Origin of the sequence: Pseudacidovorax intermedius, from assembly GCF_003350475.1 — a bacterium.
Lineage (GTDB): Bacteria > Pseudomonadota > Gammaproteobacteria > Burkholderiales > Burkholderiaceae_C > Xenophilus > Xenophilus intermedius.
In genome coordinates this window covers 55,869-82,425 of record NZ_QQAV01000005.1, presented here as the reverse complement: position 1 = coordinate 82,425, position 26,557 = coordinate 55,869, and the positions used below count along the sequence as shown (strand labels likewise).

Below are 26,557 nucleotides of genomic sequence, written 5' to 3'. Positions count from 1 at the left end.
AGACACACCATGATGCGCATTGCACGCCGTTCGCTGCTCGGGCTGGCCCTCGCCGGCACCACGGGAGCGCTGGGCCTCGCCGGCTCGCTGCCGGCCGCGGCCGAGGCCTCGCCCGCCTATCCCGATCCCAACCGGCCCATCCGCATGGTCGTGCCCTATCCGGCCGGCGGCGCCACCGACGTGCTCGCGCGCCTGGTGGCGCAGAAGCTGGGCGAGGCCTGGAAGGTGCCGGTGGTGGTCGACAACCGCCCCGGCGCCAGCGGCACCCTCGGCACGCAGCTGGTGGCGCGCGCCGCGCCCGACGGCCACACCGTGCTCTTCAGCATCGTGGCGCTGGTGCAGCAGATCCCGCTCATGAACCTGCCCTACGACCCGCTCAAGGACTTCGTGCCGGTGACGCGCGTGGCGCTGAGCCCCAGCATCCTGGCCGTGCCGCGCAGCACGCCGGCCTCGAACGTGCGCGAGTTCGTGGAGCTGGTGAAGGCGCAGCCGGGCAAGTACAGCTATGGCTCCTACGGGGCGGGCAGTTCGTCGCACATCCAGGGCTCGCTGCTGAACCTGCAGGGCGGCCTGGACATGGTGCACGTGCCCTACCAGGGCGGCGCCCCGCTGGTCAACGCGATGATGGGCGGGCAGCTGTCGGCCGCCTTCGTGGATGCGGGCTCGTCACGGCCGCATCTGCCCAAGTTCAAGCTGCTGGGCATCACCGGCACGCAGCGCGTGAGCTGGCTGCCCGATGTCCCCACCTTCAAGGAACAGGGCCTCACCGGCTTCGAGCCGCTGGGCTGGTTCGGCATGCTGATGCCGGCGGGCACGCCGCAGCCGGTGGTGCAGAAGTTCTCGGCCGAGTCGCTGCGCATCCTGGCGCTGCCCGATGTGCGCGAGAAGATCGAGGCGCTGGGCCTGGTGCCCGCCGGCGACACGCCGGCCGAGTTCGCCGCCGTGCTGCGCAGCGATGCGGCGGCCTATGCGGCCATCATCCGGGACGCGCAGATCCGGTTGAACTGAAGAAGCCCCGACTGCGGTAGACAGCTCAAGGCGGGCCGCATCGCGCCGCAGCCAGAGCTTCTCTCCCCTCGCGGAAGAGGGGTTGGGGAGAAGGGGGCACATCCATCGCCCCCGTTCGTTCAAACACCGCCCTCGCTGTCCACCTTTCCAGGCGCCCCCACCTCCGCATAGCGGAAGGTCGCCATGCCCCGCGCGACGGTGCGGCCCTGCGCATCCTGCAGCTCGGCCTCGCAGAAGCACACCGAACGTCCACCGCCGGTGGCTTCGGCCTGGGCCCGCGGCGCATCGCCGGGCACGCCGCTGAACATCAGCTGCATGTCGACGGCCGCCAGCGGGCGGCGGACATCGCTCAGCCGCACGCGAGCCGCGCGGGCCAGGGCGGCATGCAGCAGCGCGGTGCTGCGCAGGGCGTCGTTGCCTGCCGCGCAAGCCTCCACGTCGCTGCCGACGCCGGCGCTCATCGGCGGCTGGCCGCCGCGGCGGCGCTGAAGTCGCGCGGTCCGGTCAGCGCCAGCCCTCCGTCCACCGGGATGATGGCGCCGGTCACATAGCTGCCCCAGTCGCTGGCCAGCAGCATGGCCATGCGGGCGATGTCCTGCGTCTGCCCCAGCCGGCTCAGCGGCACGCGCCGGGCCATGGCGGCCAGCGTGTCGTCGGTGGGCGCCAGGCGGCGCAGGCCCTCGGTGTCGGCGATGGGCCCGGGCACGATGGAATTGACGCGGATGCCCTGCGGGCCCCATTCCATGGCCAGCACCTGCGTCAGCATGTCCACGCCGGCCTTGGCCGCGCACACATGCGCCTGGAAGGGCGTGGGCGTGAAGGCCTGGCTGGCGGAGATCTGGATCACGCACGCCCCCGGCTGGCGCAGGTGCGCATGGGCCAGCCGGGCCACGTGGAAGCTGCCGAGCAGGTCGATGTCCACCACCGTGCGGAAGGCATTGGGCGACATGTCCAGCACGCTGGCCAGGAAGTTGCCGGCTGCGCCGGAGACCAGCACGTCGATGGGCCCGAAGCGGGCGGCTGCCGCCTCCAGCGCGGCCTGCACGGCCTCGGGCTGGCGCACGTCGGCCGCCTGGCCGAAGGCCTCGGCGCCTTCGGCTTCGAGCTGCGACACGGCCGTGGCCACCTTGTCGGCCGAGCGGCTGATGAGCGCGATGCGCGCGCCGGCCCGCGCAAAGCCCTTCGCGATGCCGAAGTTGATGCCGGAGGAGCCCCCGGCCACGAAGACATGGCGGCCGGAGAAATCGAACATGGGAGCGGCGGGGGATGTAGTCATGGCAAAGGTCCTGTGGAAAGGCGTGGGCAGCGGGGCCTGCGCTACTCGGGCTTGAAGCCGATCTCGGCCAGCATCTTCTGGTCGCGCGCGAACTGCTCGCGGGCGAAGGCGGCATGGGCCTCGGGCGAACTCGGCTGCGGCACCATGTCGTACAGGTCGAGCTGGCGCAGGTAGGCCGGCGAGGCGGAAGCGGCGCGGAAGGCCTCGTGCAGGCGCTGCACCATGGGCGCGGGCAGCCGCTTGGGTGCGACCAGGCCCACGGGCGACTCGATCACGAAGTCGTAGCCCAGCTCTCGCAGCGTGGGCACGTCCGGATGGTTGGGCAGCCGCTGCGCGGTGAAGGTGGCCAGCAGGCGCACGCGCCCGCCCTGCACCTGGGCACCGAAGCCGGGGTCGGAATACACGTCCAGGTGGCGTCCGATCAGCGCCTGGAAGGCTTCGCCACCGCCCTTGTAGGGCACCATGTTGAAGGACGTGCCCGCCGAGCGGGCCAGGCGCTCGGCCGTGATGCGGTTGATGCTGATGGCGCCCACGTTGCCCCAGCTGATCTTGCCGGGCCGGGCCTTGGCGTCGGCCATGAGATCGTCGAAGCGCTTCCAGGGTGCATCGGCGGCCACGCACACGCCGGTGGTCAGGCCGAACAGGTTGCCAAGGTAGCTGAAGTCCTTGAGCGGATCCCAGTTCACGCGCTGCACCAGCGGGGCGCGGATCACGGAGTTGTGGATCACCGCGATGGTGTAGCCGTCGGCCTCGTTCATCAGGGCCACGTTGGCCGTGCCCGTCACGCCACCGGCGCCGGGGTGGTGCATGAGCACCACGGGCTGGCCCAGCTCGCGCGAGGCGGCCTCGGCCAGCGCGCGGATCACCGGGTCGAAGGAGCCGCCGGGCGGGAAGGGCAGCACCAGTTGGATGGGCCGGCTGGGGTAGGGCGCATTGGCCCGGGCCGTGAAGGCCATCGGGACGGCACTCAGTGCGGCCAGGCCGGCGACGAGGCGCCGGCGGCGCGGCGAGGCGATGACGGTGGTCATGGGTCGTGTCTCCTTCGTTGTGGTGGGGTCGGCAGGCAGTGCGCGGTCAGCGTGGAAGCGGCAGGTAGCGGAAGCTGCCCTGCGCCCGGGCCACCGTGCGGCCCTCGGCATCGGTGGCGACGGCGCGGCACCAGACCACCTGGCCATCGGTGGCCACCACCTGCGCATCGGCGGTGAGCGTGCCGTGGCCCGGCTCCAGGAAGCTGGTGCTCAGGTTGAGCGTGACGGCGGTGCGCGCGAAGTCCACCTGCGAGACGGCCGCGCTGGCCATGGCCACGTCCAGCAGCGTGGACACTACGCCGCCATGCACGGCACCGATGACATTGCCCAGCTCTTCGCGGGCATCCAGGCTCATGCGCGCGCGGCCGCCCGCCGAGTGCTCGCGCCGCATCTGCAGCAGCGTGCAGAAAGGCACCCTGGCGAAGAGCTGGCGTGGATCGTCGCCCGTCACCGGGCGCGGACCGGCGACGGGGGCCTGCGGCGCGCCGGTCATGCCTCGGTGCGCGCCTGCTCGCGCAGCACGTTCTTGAGCACCTTGCCGGCGGCCGACAGCGGCAGCTGCGGCAGCACGGCCAGGCTGCGCGGGCACTTGTAGCCGGCCAGCCGCTCGCGGCACCAGTCGCGCAGTGCATCGAGCGTCGGCGCTTGCGTGCCCGGCCGGGCCACCACCACCGCATGCACCCGCTCGCCCCAATGGGCATCGGGCAGTCCGATCACGGCCGCCTGGGCCACGGACGGATGGCTGCGCAGCGCGCCTTCGACCTCGGCGCAATACACGTTCTCGCCGCCCGTGATGATCATGTCCTTGATGCGGTCGACGATGCGCAGGTAACCCTCGGCGTCCATGCAGCCCGCATCGCCCGTGCGGAACCAGCCGTCACGGAAGGCTGCCGCGGTGGCCTCGTCGTTGCGCCAGTAGCCGCGCGTGACCATGGGCCCGCGCACCACGATCTCGCCCGCCGTGCCACGGGGCACCGCGTGGCCGTCTTCGTCGACGATCTCGATCTCGGCCCCCAGGCCGGCCCGGCCCACCGATTGCAGGCGGCCTGCGGCACGCGCCTCGGCCGAGCGGTGGTTGACGGGCAGGTTGATGCACACCGCGCCGGCCGTCTCGGTGAGGCCGTAGGCCTGGAAGAACTCGGCATGCGGCCAGGCCTGCAGGGCCCGGTCGAGCAGGTCGGGCGGCATAGGCGCCGCACCGAAGGCGATGCGGTCCAGGCTGCGCACGCGCCGGGGCGCGAAGCCCGGCTCGTCCAGCAGGGCCTGCAGCATGGTCGGCACCAGGATCACGTCGGTGATGCCGTGGCGCTCGATGGCCGCGAGCACATCGGCCGGCCGGAACTGGGCCATGGTGATGGCGCTGCCGCTGACCAGCGTCTGGCCCACCAGCCGGCCCAGGCCCGCCACGTGGAAGAGCGGCGCCACCAGCAAGGACACCGACTCGGGCGCGTTGTTGAGCTCGGCGCCGCGCGTCATCGACGCCGTCCAGAAGTTCGCATGGCTGAGCACCACGCCCTTGGCGCGCCCGGTGGTGCCGCCGGTGTAGAGCAGGCAGGCCACCGCATCGCCGCCGGTGCGGGTGTCGGGCACCGGCGGGCAGGTGGCGGCCTCGTCCGCCAGCGCCGCCAGGCGCAGCACCGGCACGTCGAGGCCGTTCGGCAGGGCCGACCCCAGGCCGTCGCCCATCAGCAGCAGCCGCGCGCCGCTGTCGGCCACCGCATGGGCCACCTCGGCCGCCGACCAGCGCACGTTCAGCGGACAGGCCACGGCCCCCAGCCACCAGCAGGCATAGAGCGCGCGCACCAGCAGGTCGTCGTTGGGCGCCAGCAGTGCCACGCGATCGCCGGCCGCCACGCCGCGCCCGCGCAAGGCCGCGGCATGGCGCGCGACGTCCTCCAGCAGTTGCGCAAAGCGGTGCTGCCGCACGAAGCCGTCACCGACGTGGGTGAGGGCAATCTTCTCGGGATGTCTCTGCAGGGCGCGATGCAGGCCTTGGGTGAGGTACACGGTGCGGACGCTCGGGGCGGGTTCGTTCAGACGGCCCGAGCGTAGGCAGCGCCGGCGCTGCACCCAATGGCTGGATCGGTCGGGGGCGTTGGCGAAACCTTCCAATCACAGGCGGCTGCCCCGCGATGGCAGCCTGCCGACTGCCCGGCGACCCGGCCCTATTGCCGCATCCAGCCCGAGGCGCTGATCACAGGCGCCCACTCGCGGGTCTCCGCCGCCATGCGGGCCTTCAGCTGATCCGGCGTCGAGGGACTGGGTTCGAACACCAGGGCCGCCATGCGCTCCTGCACGGCCGGCGTGCCCAGGGCCTTCTGCAGGGCCTGGTTGAGGCGGTCCACCATCGGACGCGGCACGGCTGCAGGGGCGAACATGCCGATCCAGAAGTTCATCTTCAAGGCATAGCCGGCCTCCGTTGCCGTGGGCACCATCGGCAGCTGAGGCACATGCTGCTCGCCAGTCACGGCGATCACCCTGAGCTTGCCGGCCTTGTGAAACTCCAGGAAGTCGCCAAGCGCCGTGATGCCGGCCGTGAGATGGCCGCCGGCCAGGTCCTGCACCATGGGCACGGAGCCGCGATAGGGCACGGCGGTCAGCGCCAGTCCCTGCTGCTTCGCCAGCATCGACAGCAGGAACTGCGGCTTGCTGCCGGGCGCGGACACACCGACGTTGCCCGCCGGCGGGTCGGCCTTCACACGGGCCATCAGGCCTGCCATGTCCTGGATGCCGCTCGCCTGGCTCACCGCCAATGCGCCTGCGTAATGGGCCACCATGCCGACGGGCTGGAAGTCGGTCGCCATGTCGAAGCCGGGGTTGGCCAAGGTCAGGGGAAGGATCACCGCCGTGTGATCGGGCGCGACCATCAGCGTTCGGCCGTCGGGTGCCGCGCGCTTGAGCTGCTGGGCCGCGAGCTGGCCGCCAGCGCCGGCCGCCACCTCCACCACCATGGGCACGCCCAGCGTCCTGCTCATCTCTTCGGTCACCTGCCGGGTCACCACGTCGATGGTGCCGCCCGCCGGAAAGCCAACCAGGATGCGGATCGGCCCGCCCATGGCGTCGGCCTGGGCCATGGCGGCCGTCCCGACCAGGCCGGCCACGCAGAAGGTGGCGGCGGCGCGGAGCCAGCGCCGGACGGTGTGCGATCGAAAGCGGGGCATCGGGAGTCCTTTCATCAGAGCCAATCAACCGGGCGTGCGCGGCAGCAGCAGCGCGCTGCCGTGACGACGTGCATCGAGTTCGATCTCCAGATCGACGACCGGCGGCCGCACCGCATGACAGGTGACGGCGCAGTCGGCGCCTGCACGCGACGACAGGCCTTGCAGCAACGGCCGATGCAGGTCGTGGACGCTGTAGAGGTTGAGTTCCTTCACGTCGGCCCAACCCACGCCCAGTGGCGCGAAGCGCGACTCGAGGTCGCCGAGGGCGAACGCCAGCTTCTCGCACAGCGCATCCGGCGAGGTCTCGCCCAGGCGCACGATCGCGTCGCGGTAACCCGGGCGGTCGGGGCATTCGGCCGCGCCCGAGGTGACGAAGTCGGGCCGCTGCTGCGCCACCGCGGTGGGGCGCGTGTAGCTGAAGGCGTGGAACACGACGGTCTTCGGCGGCCGGTCGGCCGGCACCAGATTGCATCGGGCCACCGGGTTGGCGCCATCCAGGTAGATGCCCCATTGCTCCAGCGGCTGCACATAGCGCCGGTTGAAGGACACGAAATCCGCTTCGGTCAGCGGTGCGGGCGAACGCAGTTCGCAGGCGCACAGCGCCGCCATCGGGCGGCCGAGGGCGCGCAGATGGGCCTCGATGCGTGCGAAGCCCTCTTCGAGCGGCAGGGCGGCGTCGAAGACCGCGCGCTCGATCACGAAGCCCGGCTCCGCAACGACCGCTGCCGAGTACTGGAAGCCGCCCGGCAGGTAGCGGAAGCCGCCTTGAGGGACGGAAATGGTGGAAGGCATGGTCATCGCGATGGGCGTGTCAGGGGTTCGAAGAAGCAGGGACGGATGCCAAGGCGCGGGCCATGAGAACGCGGCACGCCCGGTGGACCTCGTGGTCCGGATCGGCCAGGGCCTCGACCACGGCGAAGTGGCCCGCGTCCGGGCAGATGCCCACGACAGGCACCGCCGGCTCGCCCCAGGCCTCGCGCAGCAATTGCGTCTGGCGATGGAACTCCGCGCTTTCCGCGCCGCCGACCATGGCATGGACCACCGTCCCTGCGGCGGGCCGGTGCAAAGCGGGGCTCCAGGCCCGCGCCGTCTCCGTCGACAGCCGCAGATCGTCATGCAGGAAGGGCACCTGCATCAGCGGCTGCAGGTCGTGCAGGCCCGACAGGCTGAACACCCTGGCCGCCTGCTGCACGCCGAGCATGGCCGCCAGGTGACCGCCCGCCGAATGGCCGGCCACGGTGATGCGCACCGGCCCTGGGTTGCCCCATGCCGCCGCCTGCGCCTCGACCCAGCGCAGGGCCGCCGCGGCCTGCTCAAGGATGGTGCCGATGGTCACGGCCGGGCACAGCGCGTAGTTGGGCAGCACGACCGCGGCGCCGGCCGCCGTGAACGCCGGCGCGATGAAGCGGTGCAGCGCCTTGTCGGAGCCGCGCCAGAAGCCGCCGTGGAAGAACACCAGCACGTCCCGCACCGGGGTGCCGGGCGCGGGCATGAACACATCGAGCGTCTCCGCCGGCGTCGGACCATAGGGCACATCGAGCCGACCGCCCAGGACCTCGCGGGCCTGCTCGGAGCGCTGGGCCCAGGCGCCGAACAGCGCCTTGGGGTCCACGCCGGCCAGGGCCTGGTACTGGGCATCCCACCACGAAGCATCCGGCATGTCGGCGCCTTCTCTATTTAGTACGTATTCGTATCATATGGACGGACGAAGAGGCCGGCAAGTCGCGTCTGCAGCGTGGCTTGAGGCGCTCAGCCGCCGAAATCGAGCATCTTGCGCAGCAGGGCGGCCAGTTGCTCGCGCTCGGCCTCGCTCAACCGGCGCGACACCTCGGCCTGGTATTCGCGGGCAAGAGCCAGGCCATGGTCCAGCACATCTTCACCTGCGGGTGTGAGATAGAGGCAGAACTGCCGGGCATCGATTGGCGACTTTTCGCGCCGAAGCAGGTCCTTGCCGATGGCGCGCATGACCAGGTCGCTGCAGGTGTTGGCATCGAGGCCGATCTCCTGGGCCGCCTGGATCTGCGAGATGCCGGGCCGCTGGGCGATCGCCACCAGCAGCGCCAGCTGCCGGGACGTGAAGTCCGTGCCATAGACCTGGCTGAAGATGGCGTCGGCCGCGAAGTGGGCGCGCCGCAGCAGGTAGGGCAGGTGGGCTTGGAGGTCGAAGGTTCTGTGCGTCATGGGGCCGCGATCAGTTTAAGCACCCGACCCGGGGCCAGCCGCCCCGGAACATCTCGGACCCAGAGGGCCGGCGAGAATGCCCCGATGGCCCAAGGCAAGCGCATTTCCACCGACATCGGCGACGACGCCCTCCACACCATCCAGACCCTCGGCGCCGCGGCCAAGGCGGCCCGGCTGGCCGCCGGCGAAGGCCAGGCCGCCGCGGCTGCGCGCCTGGGCGTGCACGTGCAGACCATCGGCCGCATCGAATCCGGCGAGCCGGGCGTCTCCGTCGGCCACATGGTCGGCCTGCTGGCGCTGTACGGCATCGGCGTGCAGCCGCAGCCACCGCAGGACCGCTGAACGATGGCGTCGATCTCCGGCTCGCCCGCGGCCACCGTCCTTCGCACCTTGCCCAACGGCGTGCGCCTGCTCGCCGTGCCCATGCCGCAGGTGCAGAGCGCCAGCGTCGGCGTCTTCCTGCGCGTTGGCTCGCGCGACGAGACGCCGGCCACCAACGGCATCAGCCATGTGCTGGAGCACATGGCCTTCAAGGGCACGGCCACGCGCTCGGTGCAGGCCATCAACCTCGACGCCGAGCGCCTGGGCGCCGACGTCAACGCCTTCACCGGCAAGGACAGCACCGCCTACTTCATGACCGGCCTGGGCCGGCATGCCAACCACCTGCTGAGCATGACGGCGGACATCGTGCTCAACAGCACCTTTCCCGAAGACGAACTGCAGCGCGAGCTGGAGGTGATCCGGCAGGAGGCCATCGAGTACGACGAGGACCCGCAGGACAGCGCCGACGACCTGCTCGACCGCGCCATCTGGGGCGATGCGTCGATGGGCATGCCGGTGATCGGCACGCTGGAGAACATCGAAGGCTTCCGCCGCGACGATCTCGTGCGCCATGTGCAGGCGCACTACGTGGCCGACAAGACCATCGTGGCGGCGGCCGGCCACTTCGACGTCGAAGGCTGGATGGCGCTGGCGGAAGAACTCTTCGGGGCCATGCCGGCGTCACCTGCTGCACCAGCGACCCAGGCGCCTGTGCCTGCCGCCTACGTCGGCCAGGCGCTGGCGCGGCGCTTCACCCAGGTGTCTCAGGTGTTCGTGAACATCGCCTATCCCATCGCGCCCTCGGACCCGCAGGCCGTGGCGCAGACACGCTGGCGCCTCACGGCCCAGCTGGCCGCCAACCTGCTGGGCAGCGGCATGTCGTCGCCCCTGTCGGACACCATCCGCGAGAAACTGGGCCTCGCCTACACCGTGGACGCCAGCATCGACAAGGGCGACATCTGGGCCAACTTCGTGGTCAGTGCCGTGACCACGCCGGACAAGCTGGACGCGCTGGTCGCGGCCACTGGCGATCTGCTGCGCGCGCATGCGGCGGCCATCGACCCCGTGCACCTGGAGCGCGCTCGCAACCAGCTGACCGTGTCGCGCGTGCGCACCGCCGAACGCACTTACGGGACGATGGAGCAGGCGGTGGAAGAGCTGCTGGCCACCGGCACGGTGATGCCCATGGACGAGGCGCTGGCACTGATCGAGGACATCGGTGCCCATGAAGTGCGCGCCGTGTTCGAGGGCATGCTCGCGCATGCGCCGGCCGTGGCGATCACGGGCAAGGGCGCCACGGCGCGACAGGCCAAGGGGTTGGCAACGCGGCTCGCCGGCTAGCAGACTCTTCGGCACCGCCCCTTTGCACGCACGCGCTCAGTTCGCCTTGATCTGGAAGCGCTGAATGATCTGCTGGTACTGCGCCGACTCGGTCTTCATGCGCTCTGCAAAAGGTACAGCCGGCATGGCAACCGGATCCGTGCCCAGCGCTTGCAGTCGCTCACGCACTGCAGGCTGAGCCAGTGCGGATGCCGCAGACTTCTGGAGGCGGTCCACCACCTCTGCCGGGGCCTTGGCCGGTACCAGCAGCCCGTACCAGGCCACGAAATCGACATCCTTCATGAAGCCCATGGCTTCGCCGATCGTGGGCACCTGCGCCAGCAGCGGCGAGCGCTGCGGCTGCGTCACGGCAAGCGCCTGGATCTTGCCGGCGTTGATGTGCGGCAGCAGCGGTGGCGCACCCACCAGGGCGAAGGCGATCTCGCCGCCCAGCAGCGCCACGGTGGCCGGGCCTGCGCCCTTGTAGGGCACATGCACGATGTCCAGCCCGCTCTGCGCGCGCAGCAGTTCCACTGCCACGTGCATCGGCGAGCCATTGCCTGGCGTGCCGATGGTGATGCCACCCGGCCGCTTCTTCGCCGCGGCCAGGGCGTCGCGCAGTGTGGCCGCACCCAGGGTCGGCAGACAGGCGATCACACTCGGCGACTGCGACACCAGTTCCACCGGCTTGAAGTCGACCAGCGGCTGGTAGCTCGCCTTCTGCAACCAGGGCGTGATGGTGAGCTCCGGGTTGCCGGCGAACAGCACGGTGTAGCCGTCCGGCGCGGCGCGGGCCACGATCTCGGCGCCCAGCATGCCGCCCGCGCCGCCCCGGTTGTCCACCACCAGGCTTTGGCCCAGGTCCTCGCCCATCGCCTTGGCGATGAGGCGCGCCACGGCGTCGATGCCGCCGCCGGCCGCATACGGCACGACCATGCGGATCGGCTGGTTGGGCCAGGCCTGCGCGCTTGCCAGGCGGGGCAGCGTCAGGGCGGCCGGTGCGGCGCCCAGTGCCGTCAGGATGTCTCGTCTTTTCATCGCTTGTCTCCGTGCTTCTTGTCGTCTTCGAAATCGGGGGCGCGCGGATCTCAGTCCATGACGCGCCCCACGTTCAGGATGCCAGTCGGGTCCAGCGCCGCCTTGATGCGCCGGGCCAGCGCCAACTCGCTCCCCCCTCGGGTGATGGCGAGGACCTCCTTCTTGAGCCGGCCCACGCCATGCTCGGCGCTCACCGTGCCGCTGCGCCCGCGCAGACCCTCGTAGACGATGCGGTCGCACACGGCATGTTGGGTGGCGTCGTCGAGCGGGCCGCAGATGAGGTGCAGGTTGTTGTCGCCCAGGTGGCCCAGGAACAGGTGACGGGCCTCTGGCAAGGCGGCGCGCAGCGCCGCATCCACCTGCTGCACATACGGACCGGTCTCGCGCCAAGGCAGTCCCACGTCGTAGGCGCCGGCGGGCTTCAGATGCGTGAGCACTTCGGGGATGGCTTCACGCAACCGCCAGAAAGCCTCGCGCTGGGCCAGCGACGCTGCTAGGGCGGCGTCGTCGATCTCACCGGCCTCCACGGCATCGGCCAGACCGGCCTGCAGGGCTTCCGCCAGATGGCTCGGGCTCGCATGCGCTTCGCCGGCCACCTCCACCAGCACGTGCCATGGCGCATCGGCCAGCGGCGGCGTCGTGCCGCTGAGCTGCGAGGCCAGCGCGACGAAGTCGCCCGACATGAACTCGAATGCGCACAGCGATGCACCCAGCCTCTGCCGCAACCGGCGCAGCAACGCGGGCAGATGCTCGAAGCGCGAGGCCGACACCCACGCCGCCTGCGGTTCGCCCATCGGTGGATGCAGCCTCAGCGTCAGCCGCGTGATGACGCCCAGCGTGCCCTCGGTGCCGACGAAGAGCTGGCGCGCCTCCAGCCCCGTGCTGTTCTTGATGAGCCGCCCCAGCGACTCGACGACGGTGCCGTCCGCCAGCACGGCCTCCACGCCCAGGACCTGGTCGCGCATGGTCCCGTAGCGCAGCACCCGGATGCCACCGGCGTTGGTCGCGGCATTGCCGCCCACCTGGCAACTGCCGCGCGCGCCAAGATCGACCGCGAACTGCCAGCCCGCGGCGGCAGCCGCCTCCTGCACGCTCTGCAGCGTGGCGCCTGCCTGCACCTGCATCAAGCCTTCGATGTCATCGAGCGATTCGATGCGGTTCATGCGCTCCAGGTTGATCACCACATCGCCGGCGTCGGGCACCGCGCCGCCGGCCACGCCGGTCATGCCGCCCTGGATGGTCACGCGCTGGCCCTCGGCATGGCAGCGCCGCAGGATGGCGGACACCTCGGCCGTGGACACCGGTCGCAGCACCTCGCGCGGACGGCCGCCTTGCAGGCCGCTCCAGTCGGCCAGGAAGCGCGGGTCGATGTCGACCTCAAGCACAGTGCTGCTCATGACGTCGCACCTGCGGGCACGGGGGTCGATGTCGACGAGCCCAGCGTGTGCGCCTTTTCGATGCCACCGTAGCCCTCGATCAAGGCCGCCTGATCGGCCTTGGCCAGGGCATCCACCGCGTCGGGGTCGCAGATCCGGCCCAGCGCGGCGCGCATGTCCGCCAGTGTGCCGGCATGCGCCGAATCGCCGGCCAGGTCATGCAGTTCCTCGGGGTCGGTGGCCAGGTCGAAGAGCTCGGGCGCGAAGCCAACGTAGTGGTGGTACTTCCAGCGGCCCCGACGCAGCATGAAGCCCGCCGAGTTGCTGCCGGCGGCGTGGTATTCCGAGAGCACCGGCCGTTCAGGCTCCTCGGGCGAACGGGCGATGTCGAAGAGCGAGCGGCCGGGCCGCTCGCCCATCTCCGGCGCCGGGTCGATGCCGGCCGACTCCAGGATGGTCGGGAACAAGTCGAGCAGGTCGACCGGCGTGCGGCACACGCCCGGCTCCACGTCGGGGCCCGCCAGCAGCATGGGCACCTTCACGCTCTCCTCATAGAGCGTGCTCTTGCCCCAGACACCTCGGGCGCCCAGGTTGTCGCCATGGTCCGATGTGTAGACGACCTGGGTGTTGGCGCCCAGGCCGCTGTCGTCGAGCGCGCCGAGGATCTGCCCCACGTTGTGGTCGAGCCAGGAGACGAGGCCATAGTAGGCCGCGAAGGCGCGGCGGCGCTCGTCGGCGTCCTTGAACTTCTCTTCCGAGCCCATGAAGTCGCAGTATTCCTGCACCCATGGATGCCGCGCATAGCCCGTCCCGGGGTGCAGCTTGGGCTCCCCGAGCCCGTCCAGCGGATAGAGATCGTAGAAGGCCTGCGGCACGACCAGCGGAAAGTGCGGCGCGACCAGGCCCACGTACAGCACGAAGGGCTCTTCGGGTCGGCTGCCTGCGTCGCGCAGCCACTCCACTGTGCGCGCCGTCACCGAGCGGTCGTACTGCGTGTAAGAGGACTCGCCCGGGCCGATGCGCTCGCCCAGCATGCGCGGACCATCGGGGCGCGGGCGGTAGGGATTGCGGATCGAGGCCCACACCATGCCGTGGCCGCCCACCACGTGCATGGGCAGGTGCTCGGCATCGAAGCCGGCCGGGTCTTCCTCGCTCCGGTAGTGCAGCTTGCCGATGCTCTCGACGCGCACGCCATGGTCCTGCAGCACATGCCCCCAGCCGCGCTGACGACCCGTGTAAGGCATGGCGTTGTCCCAAAGGCGCAGCTGGTGCACGCGCAGACCGGTGGCGAAGGCCGCCCGCGCCGGCACGCAGATGGGGCTGGGCGTGTACGCGTTAGTGAAATGCTGACCCCGCGCCGCCAGGGCGTCGAGATGGGGCGTCTGGACGAAAGGATGCCCGGAGCAGCCCATGATGCGCGGGTCGTGCTCGTCGGACATGATGACGACAAGGTTGCGTCGGCTCATGGCGGTTGTCTCCGTGGAATGCATGCCGCTGGAAGGGCACGATGTCGGCACTTTGCAACCTGGCGGCAGCGGCGTCCAATACCGTCTGCGACGCAGCAGCCTTCGTTTTTTCTTATGGCGCGGTGCTGGTCGTCGAAGACGGCCGCAGACGCCGGCCCGGCAGCCGCCCCTGCGCGATAAGGCCATGCACCACCTGGACGACGAGGTCGCGGACCGCGATCTCTGCCGGACCCGGAACGGGACTTTCGGGCCAGGCCACGGCCTGCACCCGTGCGAGGTCACCGCCGCGAATCGCACGGCCCGCCACATCACCCAACGCCACCGCATCCACGCAGGCACTGGGCGGCATGATGGCGAAAGCCAGGCCCTCGCGGACCACCGCCATCAGCATCGGCGGGCTGTTCAGCTCGTAGCGCACATCCAGTCGCAGACCCTGCTGCGTGGCGGCGCGCTCGATGATCTTTCGCAGGTCATGCGCGCCGTCGGGCTCGGCCAGCGGCAGGCCTGCCACCCGCGCGAAAGAGGGCGTGGCCGGCAGTGCCTGCATCGCCCCGACGGCGCCGTAGAGCATGAATCGCTCCTCGTAGAGCGGCATGGAAGCGATGCCCTGAAGCTCCGACGCGCCCGGCATTACCGCCAGGTGCACGCGCCCTGATTCGAGTCGCATGCGGACTTCGGACGACAGGCCCTCGCTCACGTCCAATGACACGCCGGGATGGCGCTCCTGCACCTGCCGCAGCAGTGGCGCCACGACCACGGCCGCCAGCGAGCCGGCCATCGCCAGGCGCACCACGCCCTGGATGCGTGCCTCGGTGCCCGCGACCTGGGCCGGCAGGGTGTCCAGCCGCGCCAGCAGGTCCATGGCCTCGACCAGCAAGCGCTCGCCCGCCGGCGACAGGTCCACGCCCCGGGCATGCCGCTCGAACAGCCGGGCGCCCATCAGCGCTTCGAGCGTGGCGATGTTCTGGCTCAGTGCCGGCTGGGCGATGGCCAGCTGTGCCGCCGCCCGCGAGAAGCTGCGGCCTTGCGCGATGGCGACGAAATAGCGCAGCTGGCGCAGGGTGAGTCTCATGGCGGCAGTATCCGGGCGCGACGTGCTCGGCGCCATCCGGGCATCCCTCCGGCCCCCGGCCGCCGCCTCAATCGGCCGGGCCGAACCCGCGAGCCGGTAGGCCCATGAGTATGCGAACGGCCCGGCTCGGTGATGTAGAGCCCCTCCCGCTCCAGGTTGGGCAGGTTCACCTCTGTGCCGAGCTCCTTGACCAACAGGCTGTGGATCTTGTGCTTGTGGTCGCGCGAGACGTGCACTGCCAGGCGGATAGGGCGGGCCGCGCGGCGCCAGCGCCCGGTGCAAGCCGCCGGTCAGTGCACCATCAACACCGGCAGGGTCATCGACGCCAGCACGCTGCGTGTCATCCCGCCCGTCGCCCATTCGTGGACGCGACTGTGGCCCCAGCAACCCATGACCAGCAGCCCGGAGCCCAGATCGGCGGCGAGCGACAGCAGGCGCTCGGGCGCGTCGCCGTGCTCGCGCCCGCCGTCATGCACAACGGCGTCGATGCCGTGCTGTTGCAGGTACTCCTTCAACGGCGCCAGTTCCTGCAGGGCCGCGTCCGAATACGACACCAGGTCGACGCCCCGCGCAAGCCGCATCCAAGGGATGGCCGCTGAGACGGCCCTGGCGCACTCCCGCGTCGGCCGCCAGGCCACCAGCACGCGCCGGCCCAGGATGTCGAAGCGGCCCGCCCACGGCACCATCAGCGTGGGCTTGCCGCTCGCGATCATCACGGCGCTGGCAAAGCCGGCGGAAACCTCGTCCACCTGCGGATCGGACGGATCGCGCTGACCCAGCACCACCAGGTCGTGGAACAGCGCGCACTGCGCGAAGGCCCAGGGCGTGCTGCCGCGCGGCGACAGCCAGCTGATGCGGTCCGAGTCGGCGGCCACGATGTCGAAGGTCGTCCGCGCCCGGTCGAGCGCCTCCCGATCCAGGGTCTGGAGCGACGACAGCGCCGCACCGGTGAAATCCATGGCATAGGGGTAGCGCTCGTACGCGCTGAGGATGCACGGGAGCGCATGGCAGTGCGCATCGAAGGCCTGCGCGAGCTCCGCCGCGAGTCTCAGCCGCGCGGCGCCGTGCGGCGAGCTGTCGAGGTGGACGAGGATGGATCGGGCTAGGGTCGACATGGTTGCGCCTCTCGCATGCGCCGACGGCACGAGCGTCTCGCCGCGTCGGCGCACAAGGCGGAACGGACGCATCCCATCGACGAAGAAGGGATGTCGCTATCGTGCGCGTCCTTCAGGAATGCGATTTGCGCTCTGTCAAATACCCGGCTGGGCAGGTACGCCGGCGCGGCGGCTCTTGAGCTCGCCGAGCATGGCGCCAGCAGTCGCTTACTGCTCAAGCCGCGCCACCAGGCCGCTGCGGTCTTCGCGATTCCGCAGGCTGAGCGTCATGCCGCAGCGAGAGGCGGCGGCCTGCGCAATCGCCAGGCCCAGCCCGCTGCCGTCCGTGTTGCCGCCTGGCACACGAAAGAAGCGGTCGAAGACCGTGCCTAGTACTCGGGCGGGATACAGGAGTCGGCGACCACTATTTCCGTCTTCGCCGGCTGCTTTGCAGCGGTAGCCGACGGTCCAGACCGACGGCCGCGCGGATCTCGTGCTGCGCAAAAAAGCGGAAGAAGTACCTCGTCCAGTGCAAGCAATGGCGTGCACAGCAAGTCGAGTTTTGCAAACCTTCCCTAAACCTATGCTGCAATATCGAAAATTTTCATAATCCAAAGGGCTAACGCAAAGATGCTCAAAGTAAACGTCTCCAACGACACCGCTCAAGTCGATCCACTCGGGTCTGCCGAACGCGCGCGATCCAACTTCGTGCGGGATATGGTGCAGCGACGTCATGACTCAACACTGGCCTTAACGGCGTGGTCCACCCCGATCCCCAGGCGAATTGTCCAGTTCTGGAACAACCTGGACCGATTGCCCGAAGACGTCAAAGCCTGCATGGACTCATGGAAGCAACTCGAACAGATCGGATTCGAAATAGAGGTGTTTGACGAGGGCGCAGCGAGAACGTTCATCCGAAACCGCTTGGGGGCGCGCCATGAGAGCGCTTTCGACAAGTGCTACCACCCTTCGATGATGTCGGACTACTTTCGATACTCGTACGTGCTCGTGGAAGGAGGCTTCTACATCGATGCCGACGACGTGTACCACGGCACACCTATCGAGCAATTTTTCGCGGACGGGCGGCTGAAGCTCCAGCCATTCTGCTACGACATTTCAACGTCTCGGATGGTTGAACCTCCCCTATTCACTGAACCAGGCGCCAACCAGCCGGGTTGGATCTTCTACTTCAACACGACGCCCCTGATCGCGTCGCCCAATCACCCCATCGTTGAAAGAGCATTGCTCAACGCGACTCAATCTCTTGAGGCGAACCTCGCGAGTGGGTTGCCCGAGGTCCAAGCGACTACCGGTCCTGGAAATCTCACTCGCTCGGTGTTCGAAGTTCTGAACGAAGGATGCTCGCCTGACGCGCTGATGGTTGTGCACGATTGGGAACTGACATCCACCAGCCAGTGGCCCCTCAGCTACAGAAACGACTCGCGGAACTGGAGACTCTCCAATCAGCAGGCGTACCGTGCATCTCTTCCGGACACGCTGTGAATCCGGCACGTGCCCCAATGGCCGCACTTCGCCTGGCGTTTCGTCTGGGACATGGCCTTCGCAAAATGCTTCCGATTCAGACCTCGCGTGCCTTTGGCACTCATCGCGCGTCACACGGGCAGAGCATTGAAAAGATCTACGTCATCAACCTCGAACGCCAGCCAACGCGTTGGACGCGCATCAAGCAGGAGCTTCAACGCATACGGGATAGACACGGGAACGATCTTCTCAGCCTCGCGGAACGGCATGCCGCTGTTGATGCAAAAGGGTTCTCTAAGGATCCTTCCAAAGACGCTGAAATCGATCCCTACTACACCTTGGCAGATCAACTTTTTGTTGAACCTCAACCTCGGACACTTCCGACTCACTACGAGCTCAAAGCACCGATCCGAATGAGCAGGGCGGAAGTGGCGGTAGCCAGGTCACACATTGAGGTTTGGAGGCGAGTTGCACAGGGTACCCAGAGGCATGCTCTCATCCTTGAGGATGACGTATGGTTTCATCCCAATTTTTCCCGTCACCTGGACCAGGCTTGGAAAGACGTCGCGAGCGAAAGCGAAAAGCACGAAGGATTTGATATCCTCTACGTTTCGTTTATGGAAGCGACGCACGGCGCGCCGAAGACGTTTATATCGAGCAATGTGTTCCGGCCGGTGCGTGGGCTGTGGTTTTTGTCAGGCTACATCCTTTCCCGAAAAGGCGCAGAAAAACTTCTTGCTCTACTACCTTGCCGCGGCCCAGTCGATCTCTGGATCAATCACCAGTTTAACGTTCTGAACGTACGAGCCACCAGGCGCTCACTTGTCCGCCAAAGAACAGACGCGACCTCCACAAATTCATACTCGATCCTGCCCAGCCTCTCTAAGATTGGGGCGATCAACAGCGAGGGCGCAGCCCTATTCAACATTCGTCCGACTCAGGTGCCTATCTTTGCGTTTGGTCCGCCGAACTCAGGCCAGACGTCCTTGGCGATGGCGCTTTCAATGCTTGGATACCGATGCTGCAGCGATCTGCAGGAACTGCCACTGCTGGAGATGTCGAGGCTTTCCCAAGGCAGTGATCAACGCATTTTTAACGCGTACGTCAATATCGGATGTCTGGAATCAGCAGTCGGGGACCTGCGACGTGCTTATCCACAAGCAAAGTTCGTCTTGACAGTTCCTCAAGCGCAAGCCGCACTCCAAGCTGCTTGGAATACTCCATCCGGCCTTAACGGCGCAGATGTTGTCGTGCTTGATTCAGAGGACCCCGACGCTTGGCGGACGCTTTGCGAATACCTAAAGTGCGCACCTCCTTCGTGTTCGTTCCCAAAGCTGAAGGACTTGGGGCAACGGTCCATCCTCGATGCACACGTCCAGCCTGAGCTTGCTCGCCAACGCACAAACCCTCAGCGAGATCGGTCGCCGTGGGTCATTGAATCTGAGAACCGCTGCTGGTCAGGCATTCAACTCGCATCAACCAGCCATCCGAGCGAAGGCCAATGGGTTGATGTCGAGGATGGCTTGCAGCGTCTGAACACGCCGCGATGGTTTGCAAGGTCCGACACCTTCACTGGCAATCTGGCGTTGTTCCGTCCACTCAACGTCGAATTCGACGGTGTAAACGGCGCGATATTGTCCGTGCGACGGGAAGAGTTGGGGGTACGACAGTACAGCGCAGGCGCACTCAGTAGCAGCGCCAACTACCTTTACGGGAGATTCGAGTCAACCTTCCAGACTTCCAACGTACCAGGGGTGATTACTGGATTTTTTCTTCACCGCAACTCCCCGCATCAGGAGATCGACATCGAGATTGCCGGCAACATGCCAAGCCGTCTCCTTGTCAACGTGTTCTACAACCCGGGAGGAGAAGGTGCTCCTTTCGACTACGGCTACCGCGGTGCCCCAAGCCATATTGATCTTGGTTTCGATGCATCGAGCGGAATGCATCGCTATGCCATCGAATGGACCCCGCGCGAGATCCAGTGGTGGGTGGATGACCGGCTTGTCCATCGACGTGTGCTTTGGAATCCCACCCCAATTCCCCATTTGCCCATGAAGCTACATGTCAACACCTGGCCGACACGATCCACTGAACTCGCGGGGCGACTTCGTACCCGTTGGCTTCCCGCCATCACCCATGTGCAGTCGATTCGCGCGAAGCAGCACGACCCATCCTCGCACGACACTCGCGTTGCGCTCGGCCCCATCCTGACCATTTCAGAGGCAAACTGAGGCCCTGCATGAAAATACTTTCCTATAACCCTGGCCACGACGGAGCATTTGCATATGTCGAGAACGGCCGTTTAGTGTTTTCCATCGAGGCCGAGAAGGGCTCAAAGTACAGGCATTCACCGCTGTCCGTCCCGGACGTCTTTGACGTCCTGTCCGAACTCCAGGGCGTTCCCGACGTGCTATGCAAAGGGGGCTGGTGGCCGGGTGACTCGTCACGAGAGCAGGACGTTGTGGCCGGCTACCGCGGCAGTCACCATGACCAAGTGGTTGTGACTCAGCGGCAGTTGTTGGGAAAGAGCGTGCACTTCTTTTCGTCATCGCACGAACGCTCCCACCTTCTGTGCGCGTTCGCAATGTCTGAGCTGCCAAAGGGAGCGCCGTGCTACGCGCTGCTTTGGGAAGGCGTCATCGGGGCGTTTTACGAGATCGATGCAAATTTTAATATCACAAAGATTGGTGATGTGATGCCTGAGCCCGGCCATCGCTACGCCATGCTCTATGCACTGGCAGACCCGACCTTCGACAAAAGCACGGCCGAATTCTCTCGACTTTCCGACGCCGGAAAACTGATGGCTCTAGCTTCCTTCTCCAGAAGAAGTCAAGCCACGCACGAGGAGGAAAAAATCACGAATTTCCTCTTGCAAGATTGCCAACACCTGAAGCCCCAGCAGTGTGAAGTCTTAAAGGAGCTTCGCCACTACAACGTGGGTCTGGACGATCCGCAATTCAGAGACTTCGCCGGAATCTTTAGTGACCGCCTATTCGAGCGGTTTTATCGGTTTGCTACCGAGAGGCTGAGACGGGGCATGCCGCTGTTGATCGCTGGGGGGTGCGGACTCAACTGCGACTGGAACACGAAGTGGACGCAGACAGGGTTCTTTAGCGACGTTTTTGTTCCTCCTGTCGCTAATGATTCGGGTTCAGCGATTGGCACCGCCGTCGACGCGCAGCTCCATTTCACCGGGAATCCCAAGCTCGCGTGGAATGTCTATTCGGGGCTTGATTTTGTGTTGGACGAGGCGGTCGATCCCGCTCACTTCGATGAGTTGGAGCCAAGCTTTTTAAGCGTCGCTATGATGTTGGCTGCTGGCTTAATTTTGGGATGGGCGAACGGGCGGTACGAAATCGGACCCCGCGCCCTTGGCAACCGATCCATCTTGGCTGCTCCATTTGAAGCCAGCACGCGAGAGCGGCTAAACGTCATTAAGCAGCGAGAGCAGTTCCGCCCAATTGCTCCCGTGTGTTTGGAGGAGGATGCAGCAAAATGGTTTGGGTGTGACCACCCAAGCCCATACATGCTGTACACCCATCGCGCTTGCACAGACGCGCTGGCTGCGGTGACCCACGTGAACATGACCGCGCGGATTCAAACGGTATCTGCGCTGAGCAATCGTGCGTTGTTTGAGTTGCTCTCAGCGTTTAAAACGCTCACCGGCTATGGGGTGCTGTGCAATACATCGCTGAATTTCAAGACCAAGGGCTTTATCAACACAACGTCCGATCTTTCGGCCTACACCTTGGCGCATCAACTGGACGGGTTCGTGGTCGAGGGGCGCATCTACATGTCGAAATCATCGAAAAAGTACCAACAATACCTGCATGATGGCAAGCAACCCGTGGTTAAGAGATTTTGATCATTACCGACGCTGATTACCTGAGGCCGGCTGGAGTTGCGAAAGCTTGTCGCTAGAAACTCAGGGCGTGCAGGAGCGCGGGGCAATAGGGGCTGGGAGGTTTTCATGTACCGCTAGGGATGCTCTGCGAAACCCTGATTCCCGAAACTTCGCTCTAACAAGACTTGCGAAGCTTTCGAGTTTGGTTTCAGTGGTTTTGCATACCTTGCCTAGACGCAACGCTGTCCGCAACCTCGTATGGACGGATCCTAATTTTTCAGCAGTTCGAAGTACCGCACCCAGTCTGAAATTTTTCGTCGGCTTACGCGCTATTGAACAACGTTCTCCGCTCTGATCGTCAACTCCAAATACCCGGTCCCCGCATCCACCTCCCGCCCCAACCGCCACCCCGCCATCTCCGCCACCACCAACTCCACCGTCGTCCTCACCGCATTCCCATACCCCACATGCCCGCCCCACACGCGCCCCTGCGCGTCGGCCACGCTCATGTGCAGATGGGCGCCCTGGGGTGACAGCGAGCCCGACAGGCTGAGGATTTCGAAGGGCCCGGTCCAGCGGGTTTCCTGATTGGCGGCGGCCAGGCGCAGCACGGCGCCGTCCAGGCTGCCGATGCCGGCGACGACGAAGAGGGCCGGGCCATCGGCATGGTCGAAAGCATGCTGTTCCAGCGTGCGCCGCAGGTCGGCGCCGGGCGGCAGGCGCAGGGGAGTGAAGCTCATGGCGCCATCGTGCCCGGAATGGGCAGGCGGCGCTCAGCGCGCCAGCGCCCGGAACTGCGTAATGACGGCGTCGAAGCTCGCATCCGCCGGCAGCCCCAGCCGCCGGGCACGCTCGCTCTCGAACCGCGAGGGCCAGCCACCCACGATGCGCGCGATGGCCGCGTCGGGCTGGACGGTGACGCGGGCGGCCACCGCTTGGCCGGCGCTGCGTTCCAGCGCCTGCAGCATCTCCGCCACGGTCACGCTGAGGGCGGGCAGGTTCAACGCGGTGCGCCCGCCGAACTCGGCGCGGCTGGCCTCGGCCACGCGCAGGATGCCGGCGATGGTGGTGTCGGGCGAGGACAGGGCGACCGCGGTGGAGGGGTCCACCGGGCAGATGGCATCGATGCCGGCCAGCGGCTCGCGCACGATGCCCGAGAGGAAGCCCGAGGCCGCCCCATTGGGCCGGCCCGGCCGCACCGACACGGTCATCAGTCGCGCGGCGCGGCCATCGATGTAGCCCTTGCGGGTGTAGTCGGCCACCAGCTGTTCGCAGATGAATTTCTGGATGCCGTAGCTGGACTGGGGCGTGGGCAGGGTGTCGTCGCGCACCACGGGCGGCAGCGGCACGGCCTCGTCGCCGCCATAGACGGCGACCGAGCTGGCAAAGAAGAACAGCGGCGCCTGGCCGGTGCGCGCCTGCTGAGCGCGCAGGGCCTCCAGCAGGCGCCGCGTGGCTTCCAGGTTGCTGCGCAGGCCCAGCGCGAAGTCGGCCTCGCATTCGCCGGAGACGGCCGAGGCGAGGTGGAAGACGGCGTCATGATCGCCCGCCATCAGGCTGTCCAGCCGCTGCAGCAGATCGCCTGCATCGCGCCTGACCCGCGGATCCGCCAGCAGGCCCGGATCGGCGACCGGATGCAGGTCGGTCAGGGTGAGCGTGTCGATGGGCTGGCCGCACAGGGTGCCGCGCTGCAGCAGGCGGCGCGCCAGCAGGGTGCCGAGGAAGCCGGCGCCGCCGGTGATGAGGATGTTCATCCCGCCACTATCGGCTAGATCACCGCGCAGCCGCAGCTCATGCGCCAGTTCCCCCGGTCGCCCACGATGATCGGCGCCGACGCGGGCCCGGCGCAGCAGCCGGCGCCATGCATCGCCGCCCCACCGGGCGCCTGCGCCATGCCGCTCTTGCGCCGCTGCTGGTAGCCGCCGTACACGTTCACCGGCAGCCAGTCGGGCATGGGCTTGACCACGGCCGGTGCCTGCGCGGCGAAGCTGCCGCTGCCATGCACCACCGTGCCGCCCACCACCGTCAGCACGGCGGTGATGTCGCGGATGTCGTCCTCGGGCACGGCAAAGTAGTCGTCCGACAGCAAGGCGAAGTCGGCCAGCTTGCCGGGCTGGATGCTGCCCTTGCGGGGCTCGTCGCCGGTGAGGGCCGCGCCCTCCAGCGTCCACATGCGCAGCGCCTCGTCGCGGCTGACCAGGTTGCGGTCGGCATTCAGGCGTGTGTCGCCCATCGTCTTGCCGGTCACCAGCCAGTGCAGCGAGACCCACGGGTTGTAGCTGGTGGCGCGGCTCGAATCGGTGCCGCAGGCCACGGGCAGGCCCATCGCCCGCATGCGGCCGATGGCGGGCGCGTCCGCCGCGGCCTCGCGGCCCCAGGTCTGCGCGAAGACTTCGCCGTCCAGCGACATGCGGTTCTGGATGGCGATGCGTCCGCCCATGGCGGCCACGCGCTCCATGGAGCGTGGCGACAGCGTCTCGCAGTGGTCCAGCGCCCAGCGCACGTTCTTCATCGGCACCTCGCGGTTGACCTTCTCCAGCACGTCGAGGATGCGCGTGGCGGTGCTGTCGTAACTGGCATGCATGCGGATGGGCCAGCCCTTGCCCACCAGGTAGGTCGCCACCTCGGTGAGCTTGCTTTCCATGATGGCCGGCGCGGGCGTCACGCTCTTGCCGAAGTTGGCCGGGTCGGTGGCGGCCCACAGGATGTATTCACCGGCGCCCACCATGCGCAGCCAGTCGTCGCCCTGGCCGGGCGCGACGCGCTGCGACCAGGCCTGGTAATCGGCCAGCTCCTGGCCCGGGCGCTGCGCGAACAGGTTGTACGAGATGCGCAGCGTCATCCTGCGCTCGGCCGCGAGTTGGGCGATGCCGCTGTAGTGCTCGGGGTAGTTCTGGCCGCCGCCGCCAGCGTCGACCACGCTGGTCAGGCCCAGGCGGTTCATCTCGCGCATGTAGAGCTGGGTCGACAGCGCCTGGTCGCCGTCGGACAGCTTGGGCACACGCGCGAACAGCGCCACCAGCCCGCCCAGGCTGGTGGTGTTGACCACCAGGCCGGTCGGGTTGCCGGCGGCGTCCTTCTCCAGCACGCTGCCGATGGGGTTGGGCGTGTTGCGGTCGAAGCCCAGCACCCGCAGGGCCGCGCGGTTCAGAAAGGCGCGGTCGTACAGGTTCATGACGAAGCAGGGCACGTCGCCGGTCGCGGCGTTGATCTCCTGCAGCGTGGGCAGCCGCTTCTCGCGGAACTGGTAGGGCGAGAAGCCACCCACCACCTGCACCCAGTGCGGCGGCTGCGTGCGCCGCGCCTGGTCGCGCAGCATGACCAGCGCATCGGCCAGCGAGGGCACGCCGTCCCAGCGCAACTCCTGCGTGTAGGTGAGCCCGCCGCGGATGAAGTGCGCATGCGAGTCGATGAGCCCCGGCACCACCGTGCGGCCCTGCGCGTCGATGACGCGGGTGCGCGGGCCGATCCAGCGCTGCATGTCGGCATCGCTGCCCACGGCGGCGAACTGCTCGCCCACGATGGCCAGCGCCTGGGCGCGGGGGCGCTTGGCGTCCACGGTGGCGATGCGGGCGTTGAGCAGCACCAGGTCGGCCGGGCCAGCGGGCGCGGTGCTGGCACAGCCGGCCAGCGCACCGCCCAGGCCCAGACCCGCGATGCCGCCGGCCGTGGCCAGGCCCAGCGAGCTGCGCAGGAACTGTCGGCGCGGGGGCTCGGGTTCGGCCTCGTGGACACAGGCGGGGTCGCACCAGTGGCGGTAGCGCGGCGTGTCCGGATTCGTCGTAGCGGCGGCAGCAGGGCCGCCCAGGCTGAAGCGCTTCATGGCGAGGCGGCTCCGGGTTCAGTCGACCTTGATGCCGGAGGCCTTGACAATGCGCGCGCTCTTGGCCGTCTCGTCCGCCAGGAAGGCGTCGAACTGGGCCGAGGGCATGGTGAAGGGCTCGGCGCCCAGCTTGTCGAGGCGGTCCTTGAGGTCGGGCGCGGCCATGATCTTCGCGACCTCGGTCTGCAGGCGGTCGATCACCGGCCGAGGCGTCTTGGCCGGCGCGAACAGGCCGACCCAGAACAGGTACTCCGAGCCGGGCACGCCGGCCTCCACCGTGGTGGGCAGGTCGGGCTGCACCGACGAGCGCTTGCCCGTGCCCACGGCCAGTGCCTTGAGCTTGCCGTCCTTGATCAGCGGCAGCGCCGACACCATGGGCGCGAAGAACCAGTCCACGCGCCCGCCCATCACCTCGGTCATGGCCTCGGGCGTGCCGCGGAAGGGCACATGCTGCGCCTGGATGCCCGCCGCCAGGCGGAACACCTCGGCATTCATGTGCGTGGCCGAGCCGTTGCCGGCCGAGGCGTAGTTGAAGCCCCCCGGCTTGGCCTTCACCTGCGCGACCAGGTCCTTCACGTCGGCGAACTTGCCGGGCGAGGTGACCAGCACATTGGGCAGGCTGGCCATGGGCGTGATGCCGGCGAAGTCCTTGAGCGTGTCGTAGCTCAGGTTGGGATAGATCGACGGGTTGACCAGGTGCCCGGCCGAATGCACCAGCAGCGTGTAGCCGTCGGCCGGGGCACGCGCCACCTGCACGGCACCCAGCGTGCCGCCGGCGCCGGGCTTGTTCTCGACCACCACCGAGGTGCCCAGCGCGGGCCCCAGGCGCTCGGCCACCAGTCGAGCCACGATGTCGGTGCCGCTGCCGGCGGTGAAGGGCACGATGAGGCGGATGGTCTGGCCGCGCGGCCAGTCGCCCTGGGCCTGGGCCTGGGCGCTGGCGAGCGCAGTGGCGGTGATGGCGGCAGCGATTAAGAGGCGGCGGCCGAGGCCGCGAGTCGAGGGGAAGGTCATGTCTTGTCTCCGTCTTGTCTTCTGTGGGTGAATGGGGCCGTCCGCCGTTC

General features: G+C 67.8%; 24 protein-coding genes. 6 read left to right on the top strand and 18 right to left on the bottom strand.

Annotation, left to right across the window (positions count from 1 at the left end; genetic code table 11):
• Window positions 1-12: 12 nt before the first annotated feature.
• Window positions 13-1,008 carry a Bug family tripartite tricarboxylate transporter substrate binding protein gene (locus DFR41_RS14295; protein ID WP_114803366.1) on the top strand — a complete coding sequence of 332 codons (996 nt, stop codon included), beginning with the start codon at window positions 13-15 and terminating at the stop codon, window positions 1,006-1,008.
• A gap of 119 nt (window positions 1,009-1,127) precedes the next feature.
• On the opposite strand, the gene DFR41_RS14290 is transcribed toward DFR41_RS14295, so the two are convergent.
• From DFR41_RS14290 to DFR41_RS14250, 9 genes are all read right to left on the bottom strand, one after another.
• Window positions 1,128-1,469: a hotdog family protein gene (locus DFR41_RS14290; protein ID WP_114803189.1), complete on the bottom strand. Its 342-nt coding sequence runs from the start codon at window positions 1,467-1,469 to the stop codon at window positions 1,128-1,130.
• Window positions 1,466-2,284, bottom strand: coding sequence for an SDR family oxidoreductase (locus DFR41_RS14285; protein WP_244917752.1), 819 nt, complete (start codon window positions 2,282-2,284; stop codon window positions 1,466-1,468). Before DFR41_RS14285 ends, DFR41_RS14290 begins: the two co-directional genes overlap by 4 nt.
• Before the next feature lie 41 nt (window positions 2,285-2,325).
• Window positions 2,326-3,312, bottom strand: a complete 987-nt coding sequence (locus DFR41_RS14280; protein ID WP_211322594.1) for a tripartite tricarboxylate transporter substrate binding protein — start codon at window positions 3,310-3,312, stop codon at window positions 2,326-2,328.
• A gap of 46 nt (window positions 3,313-3,358) precedes the next feature.
• Window positions 3,359-3,805 (bottom strand): PaaI family thioesterase, encoded by a 447-nt coding sequence (locus tag DFR41_RS14275; protein ID WP_017758298.1) that lies wholly within the window; start codon window positions 3,803-3,805, stop codon window positions 3,359-3,361.
• Complete coding sequence (locus tag DFR41_RS14270) at window positions 3,802-5,319, bottom strand: class I adenylate-forming enzyme family protein (RefSeq protein ID WP_114803187.1); 1,518 nt, start codon at window positions 5,317-5,319, stop codon at window positions 3,802-3,804. The genes DFR41_RS14275 and DFR41_RS14270 overlap by 4 nt, the downstream gene beginning before the upstream one ends.
• Window positions 5,320-5,477: 158 nt before the next feature.
• Entirely contained in the window at window positions 5,478-6,473 is a 996-nt protein-coding gene (locus DFR41_RS14265; protein WP_170159375.1) for a tripartite tricarboxylate transporter substrate-binding protein, read from the bottom strand.
• Between the two features lie 24 nt (window positions 6,474-6,497).
• Window positions 6,498-7,271, bottom strand: a complete 774-nt coding sequence (gene cnbZ / locus DFR41_RS14260; protein ID WP_114803185.1) for a 2-amino-5-chloromuconate deaminase CnbZ — start codon at window positions 7,269-7,271, stop codon at window positions 6,498-6,500.
• A gap of 13 nt (window positions 7,272-7,284) precedes the next feature.
• Window positions 7,285-8,133 carry an alpha/beta hydrolase gene (locus DFR41_RS14255; RefSeq protein WP_114803184.1) on the bottom strand — a complete coding sequence of 283 codons (849 nt, stop codon included), beginning with the start codon at window positions 8,131-8,133 and terminating at the stop codon, window positions 7,285-7,287.
• 89 nt (window positions 8,134-8,222) lie between these two features.
• Window positions 8,223-8,654: a MarR family winged helix-turn-helix transcriptional regulator gene (locus tag DFR41_RS14250; protein WP_114803183.1), complete on the bottom strand. Its 432-nt coding sequence runs from the start codon at window positions 8,652-8,654 to the stop codon at window positions 8,223-8,225.
• A gap of 84 nt (window positions 8,655-8,738) precedes the next feature.
• On the opposite strand from DFR41_RS14250, the gene DFR41_RS14245 reads away from it, so the two are divergent.
• Both DFR41_RS14245 and DFR41_RS14240 read left to right on the top strand, forming a co-directional pair.
• Window positions 8,739-8,996 carry a helix-turn-helix domain-containing protein gene (locus DFR41_RS14245; RefSeq protein WP_114803182.1) on the top strand — a complete coding sequence of 86 codons (258 nt, stop codon included), beginning with the start codon at window positions 8,739-8,741 and terminating at the stop codon, window positions 8,994-8,996.
• A 3-nt stretch (window positions 8,997-8,999) separates the two neighbouring features.
• The gene (locus DFR41_RS14240) at window positions 9,000-10,316 is read left to right on the top strand and encodes a M16 family metallopeptidase (protein WP_114803181.1); all 1,317 of its coding nucleotides are present in this window, start codon (window positions 9,000-9,002) and stop codon (window positions 10,314-10,316) included.
• Window positions 10,317-10,352: 36 nt separating this feature from the next.
• On the opposite strand, the gene DFR41_RS14235 is transcribed toward DFR41_RS14240, so the two are convergent.
• From DFR41_RS14235 to DFR41_RS14215, 5 genes are all read right to left on the bottom strand, one after another.
• Window positions 10,353-11,333: a Bug family tripartite tricarboxylate transporter substrate binding protein gene (locus DFR41_RS14235; RefSeq protein WP_114803180.1), complete on the bottom strand. Its 981-nt coding sequence runs from the start codon at window positions 11,331-11,333 to the stop codon at window positions 10,353-10,355.
• 50 nt (window positions 11,334-11,383) lie between these two features.
• Complete coding sequence (locus DFR41_RS14230) at window positions 11,384-12,730, bottom strand: FAD-binding oxidoreductase (protein ID WP_114803179.1); 1,347 nt, start codon at window positions 12,728-12,730, stop codon at window positions 11,384-11,386.
• Window positions 12,727-14,175: a sulfatase family protein gene (locus DFR41_RS14225; protein ID WP_114803178.1), complete on the bottom strand. Its 1,449-nt coding sequence runs from the start codon at window positions 14,173-14,175 to the stop codon at window positions 12,727-12,729. The genes DFR41_RS14230 and DFR41_RS14225 overlap by 4 nt, the downstream gene beginning before the upstream one ends.
• 112 nt (window positions 14,176-14,287) lie before the next feature.
• The gene (locus tag DFR41_RS14220; protein ID WP_114803177.1) at window positions 14,288-15,247 is read right to left on the bottom strand and encodes a LysR family transcriptional regulator; all 960 of its coding nucleotides are present in this window, start codon (window positions 15,245-15,247) and stop codon (window positions 14,288-14,290) included.
• Window positions 15,248-15,537: 290 nt separating this feature from the next.
• Window positions 15,538-16,434: a universal stress protein gene (locus DFR41_RS14215; protein ID WP_114803176.1), complete on the bottom strand. Its 897-nt coding sequence runs from the start codon at window positions 16,432-16,434 to the stop codon at window positions 15,538-15,540.
• 537 nt (window positions 16,435-16,971) lie between these two features.
• Here DFR41_RS14215 and DFR41_RS14210 point away from each other — a divergent pair.
• The 3 genes from DFR41_RS14210 (at window position 16,972) to DFR41_RS14200 (ending at window position 21,691) form a co-directional block, all read left to right on the top strand.
• Window positions 16,972-17,844: a glycosyltransferase family 32 protein gene (locus DFR41_RS14210; RefSeq protein WP_114803175.1), complete on the top strand. Its 873-nt coding sequence runs from the start codon at window positions 16,972-16,974 to the stop codon at window positions 17,842-17,844.
• 65 nt (window positions 17,845-17,909) lie between these two features.
• Window positions 17,910-20,057: a family 16 glycosylhydrolase gene (locus DFR41_RS14205; RefSeq protein WP_170159374.1), complete on the top strand. Its 2,148-nt coding sequence runs from the start codon at window positions 17,910-17,912 to the stop codon at window positions 20,055-20,057.
• Window positions 20,058-20,065: 8 nt separating this feature from the next.
• Complete coding sequence (locus tag DFR41_RS14200; RefSeq protein ID WP_114803173.1) at window positions 20,066-21,691, top strand: carbamoyltransferase C-terminal domain-containing protein; 1,626 nt, start codon at window positions 20,066-20,068, stop codon at window positions 21,689-21,691.
• Window positions 21,692-21,999: 308 nt separating this feature from the next.
• Here DFR41_RS14200 and DFR41_RS14195 read toward each other — a convergent pair whose 3' ends face one another.
• Genes DFR41_RS14195 through DFR41_RS14180 form a run of 4 tightly spaced genes read right to left on the bottom strand, consistent with a single transcriptional unit; the run spans window position 22,000 to window position 26,507 of the window.
• Window positions 22,000-22,410, bottom strand: coding sequence for a PPC domain-containing DNA-binding protein (locus tag DFR41_RS14195; protein WP_114803172.1), 411 nt, complete (start codon window positions 22,408-22,410; stop codon window positions 22,000-22,002).
• A gap of 33 nt (window positions 22,411-22,443) precedes the next feature.
• Entirely contained in the window at window positions 22,444-23,424 is a 981-nt protein-coding gene (denD, locus tag DFR41_RS14190) for a D-erythronate dehydrogenase (RefSeq protein WP_114803171.1), read from the bottom strand.
• Window positions 23,425-23,438: 14 nt separating this feature from the next.
• On the bottom strand, window positions 23,439-25,493 hold the full coding sequence (locus DFR41_RS14185) for an amidohydrolase (protein ID WP_114803170.1): 2,055 nt from the start codon (window positions 25,491-25,493) through the stop codon (window positions 23,439-23,441).
• An 18-nt stretch (window positions 25,494-25,511) separates the two neighbouring features.
• Window positions 25,512-26,507 carry a tripartite tricarboxylate transporter substrate binding protein gene (locus DFR41_RS14180; protein ID WP_114803169.1) on the bottom strand — a complete coding sequence of 332 codons (996 nt, stop codon included), beginning with the start codon at window positions 26,505-26,507 and terminating at the stop codon, window positions 25,512-25,514.
• Window positions 26,508-26,557: the final 50 nt, after the last annotated feature.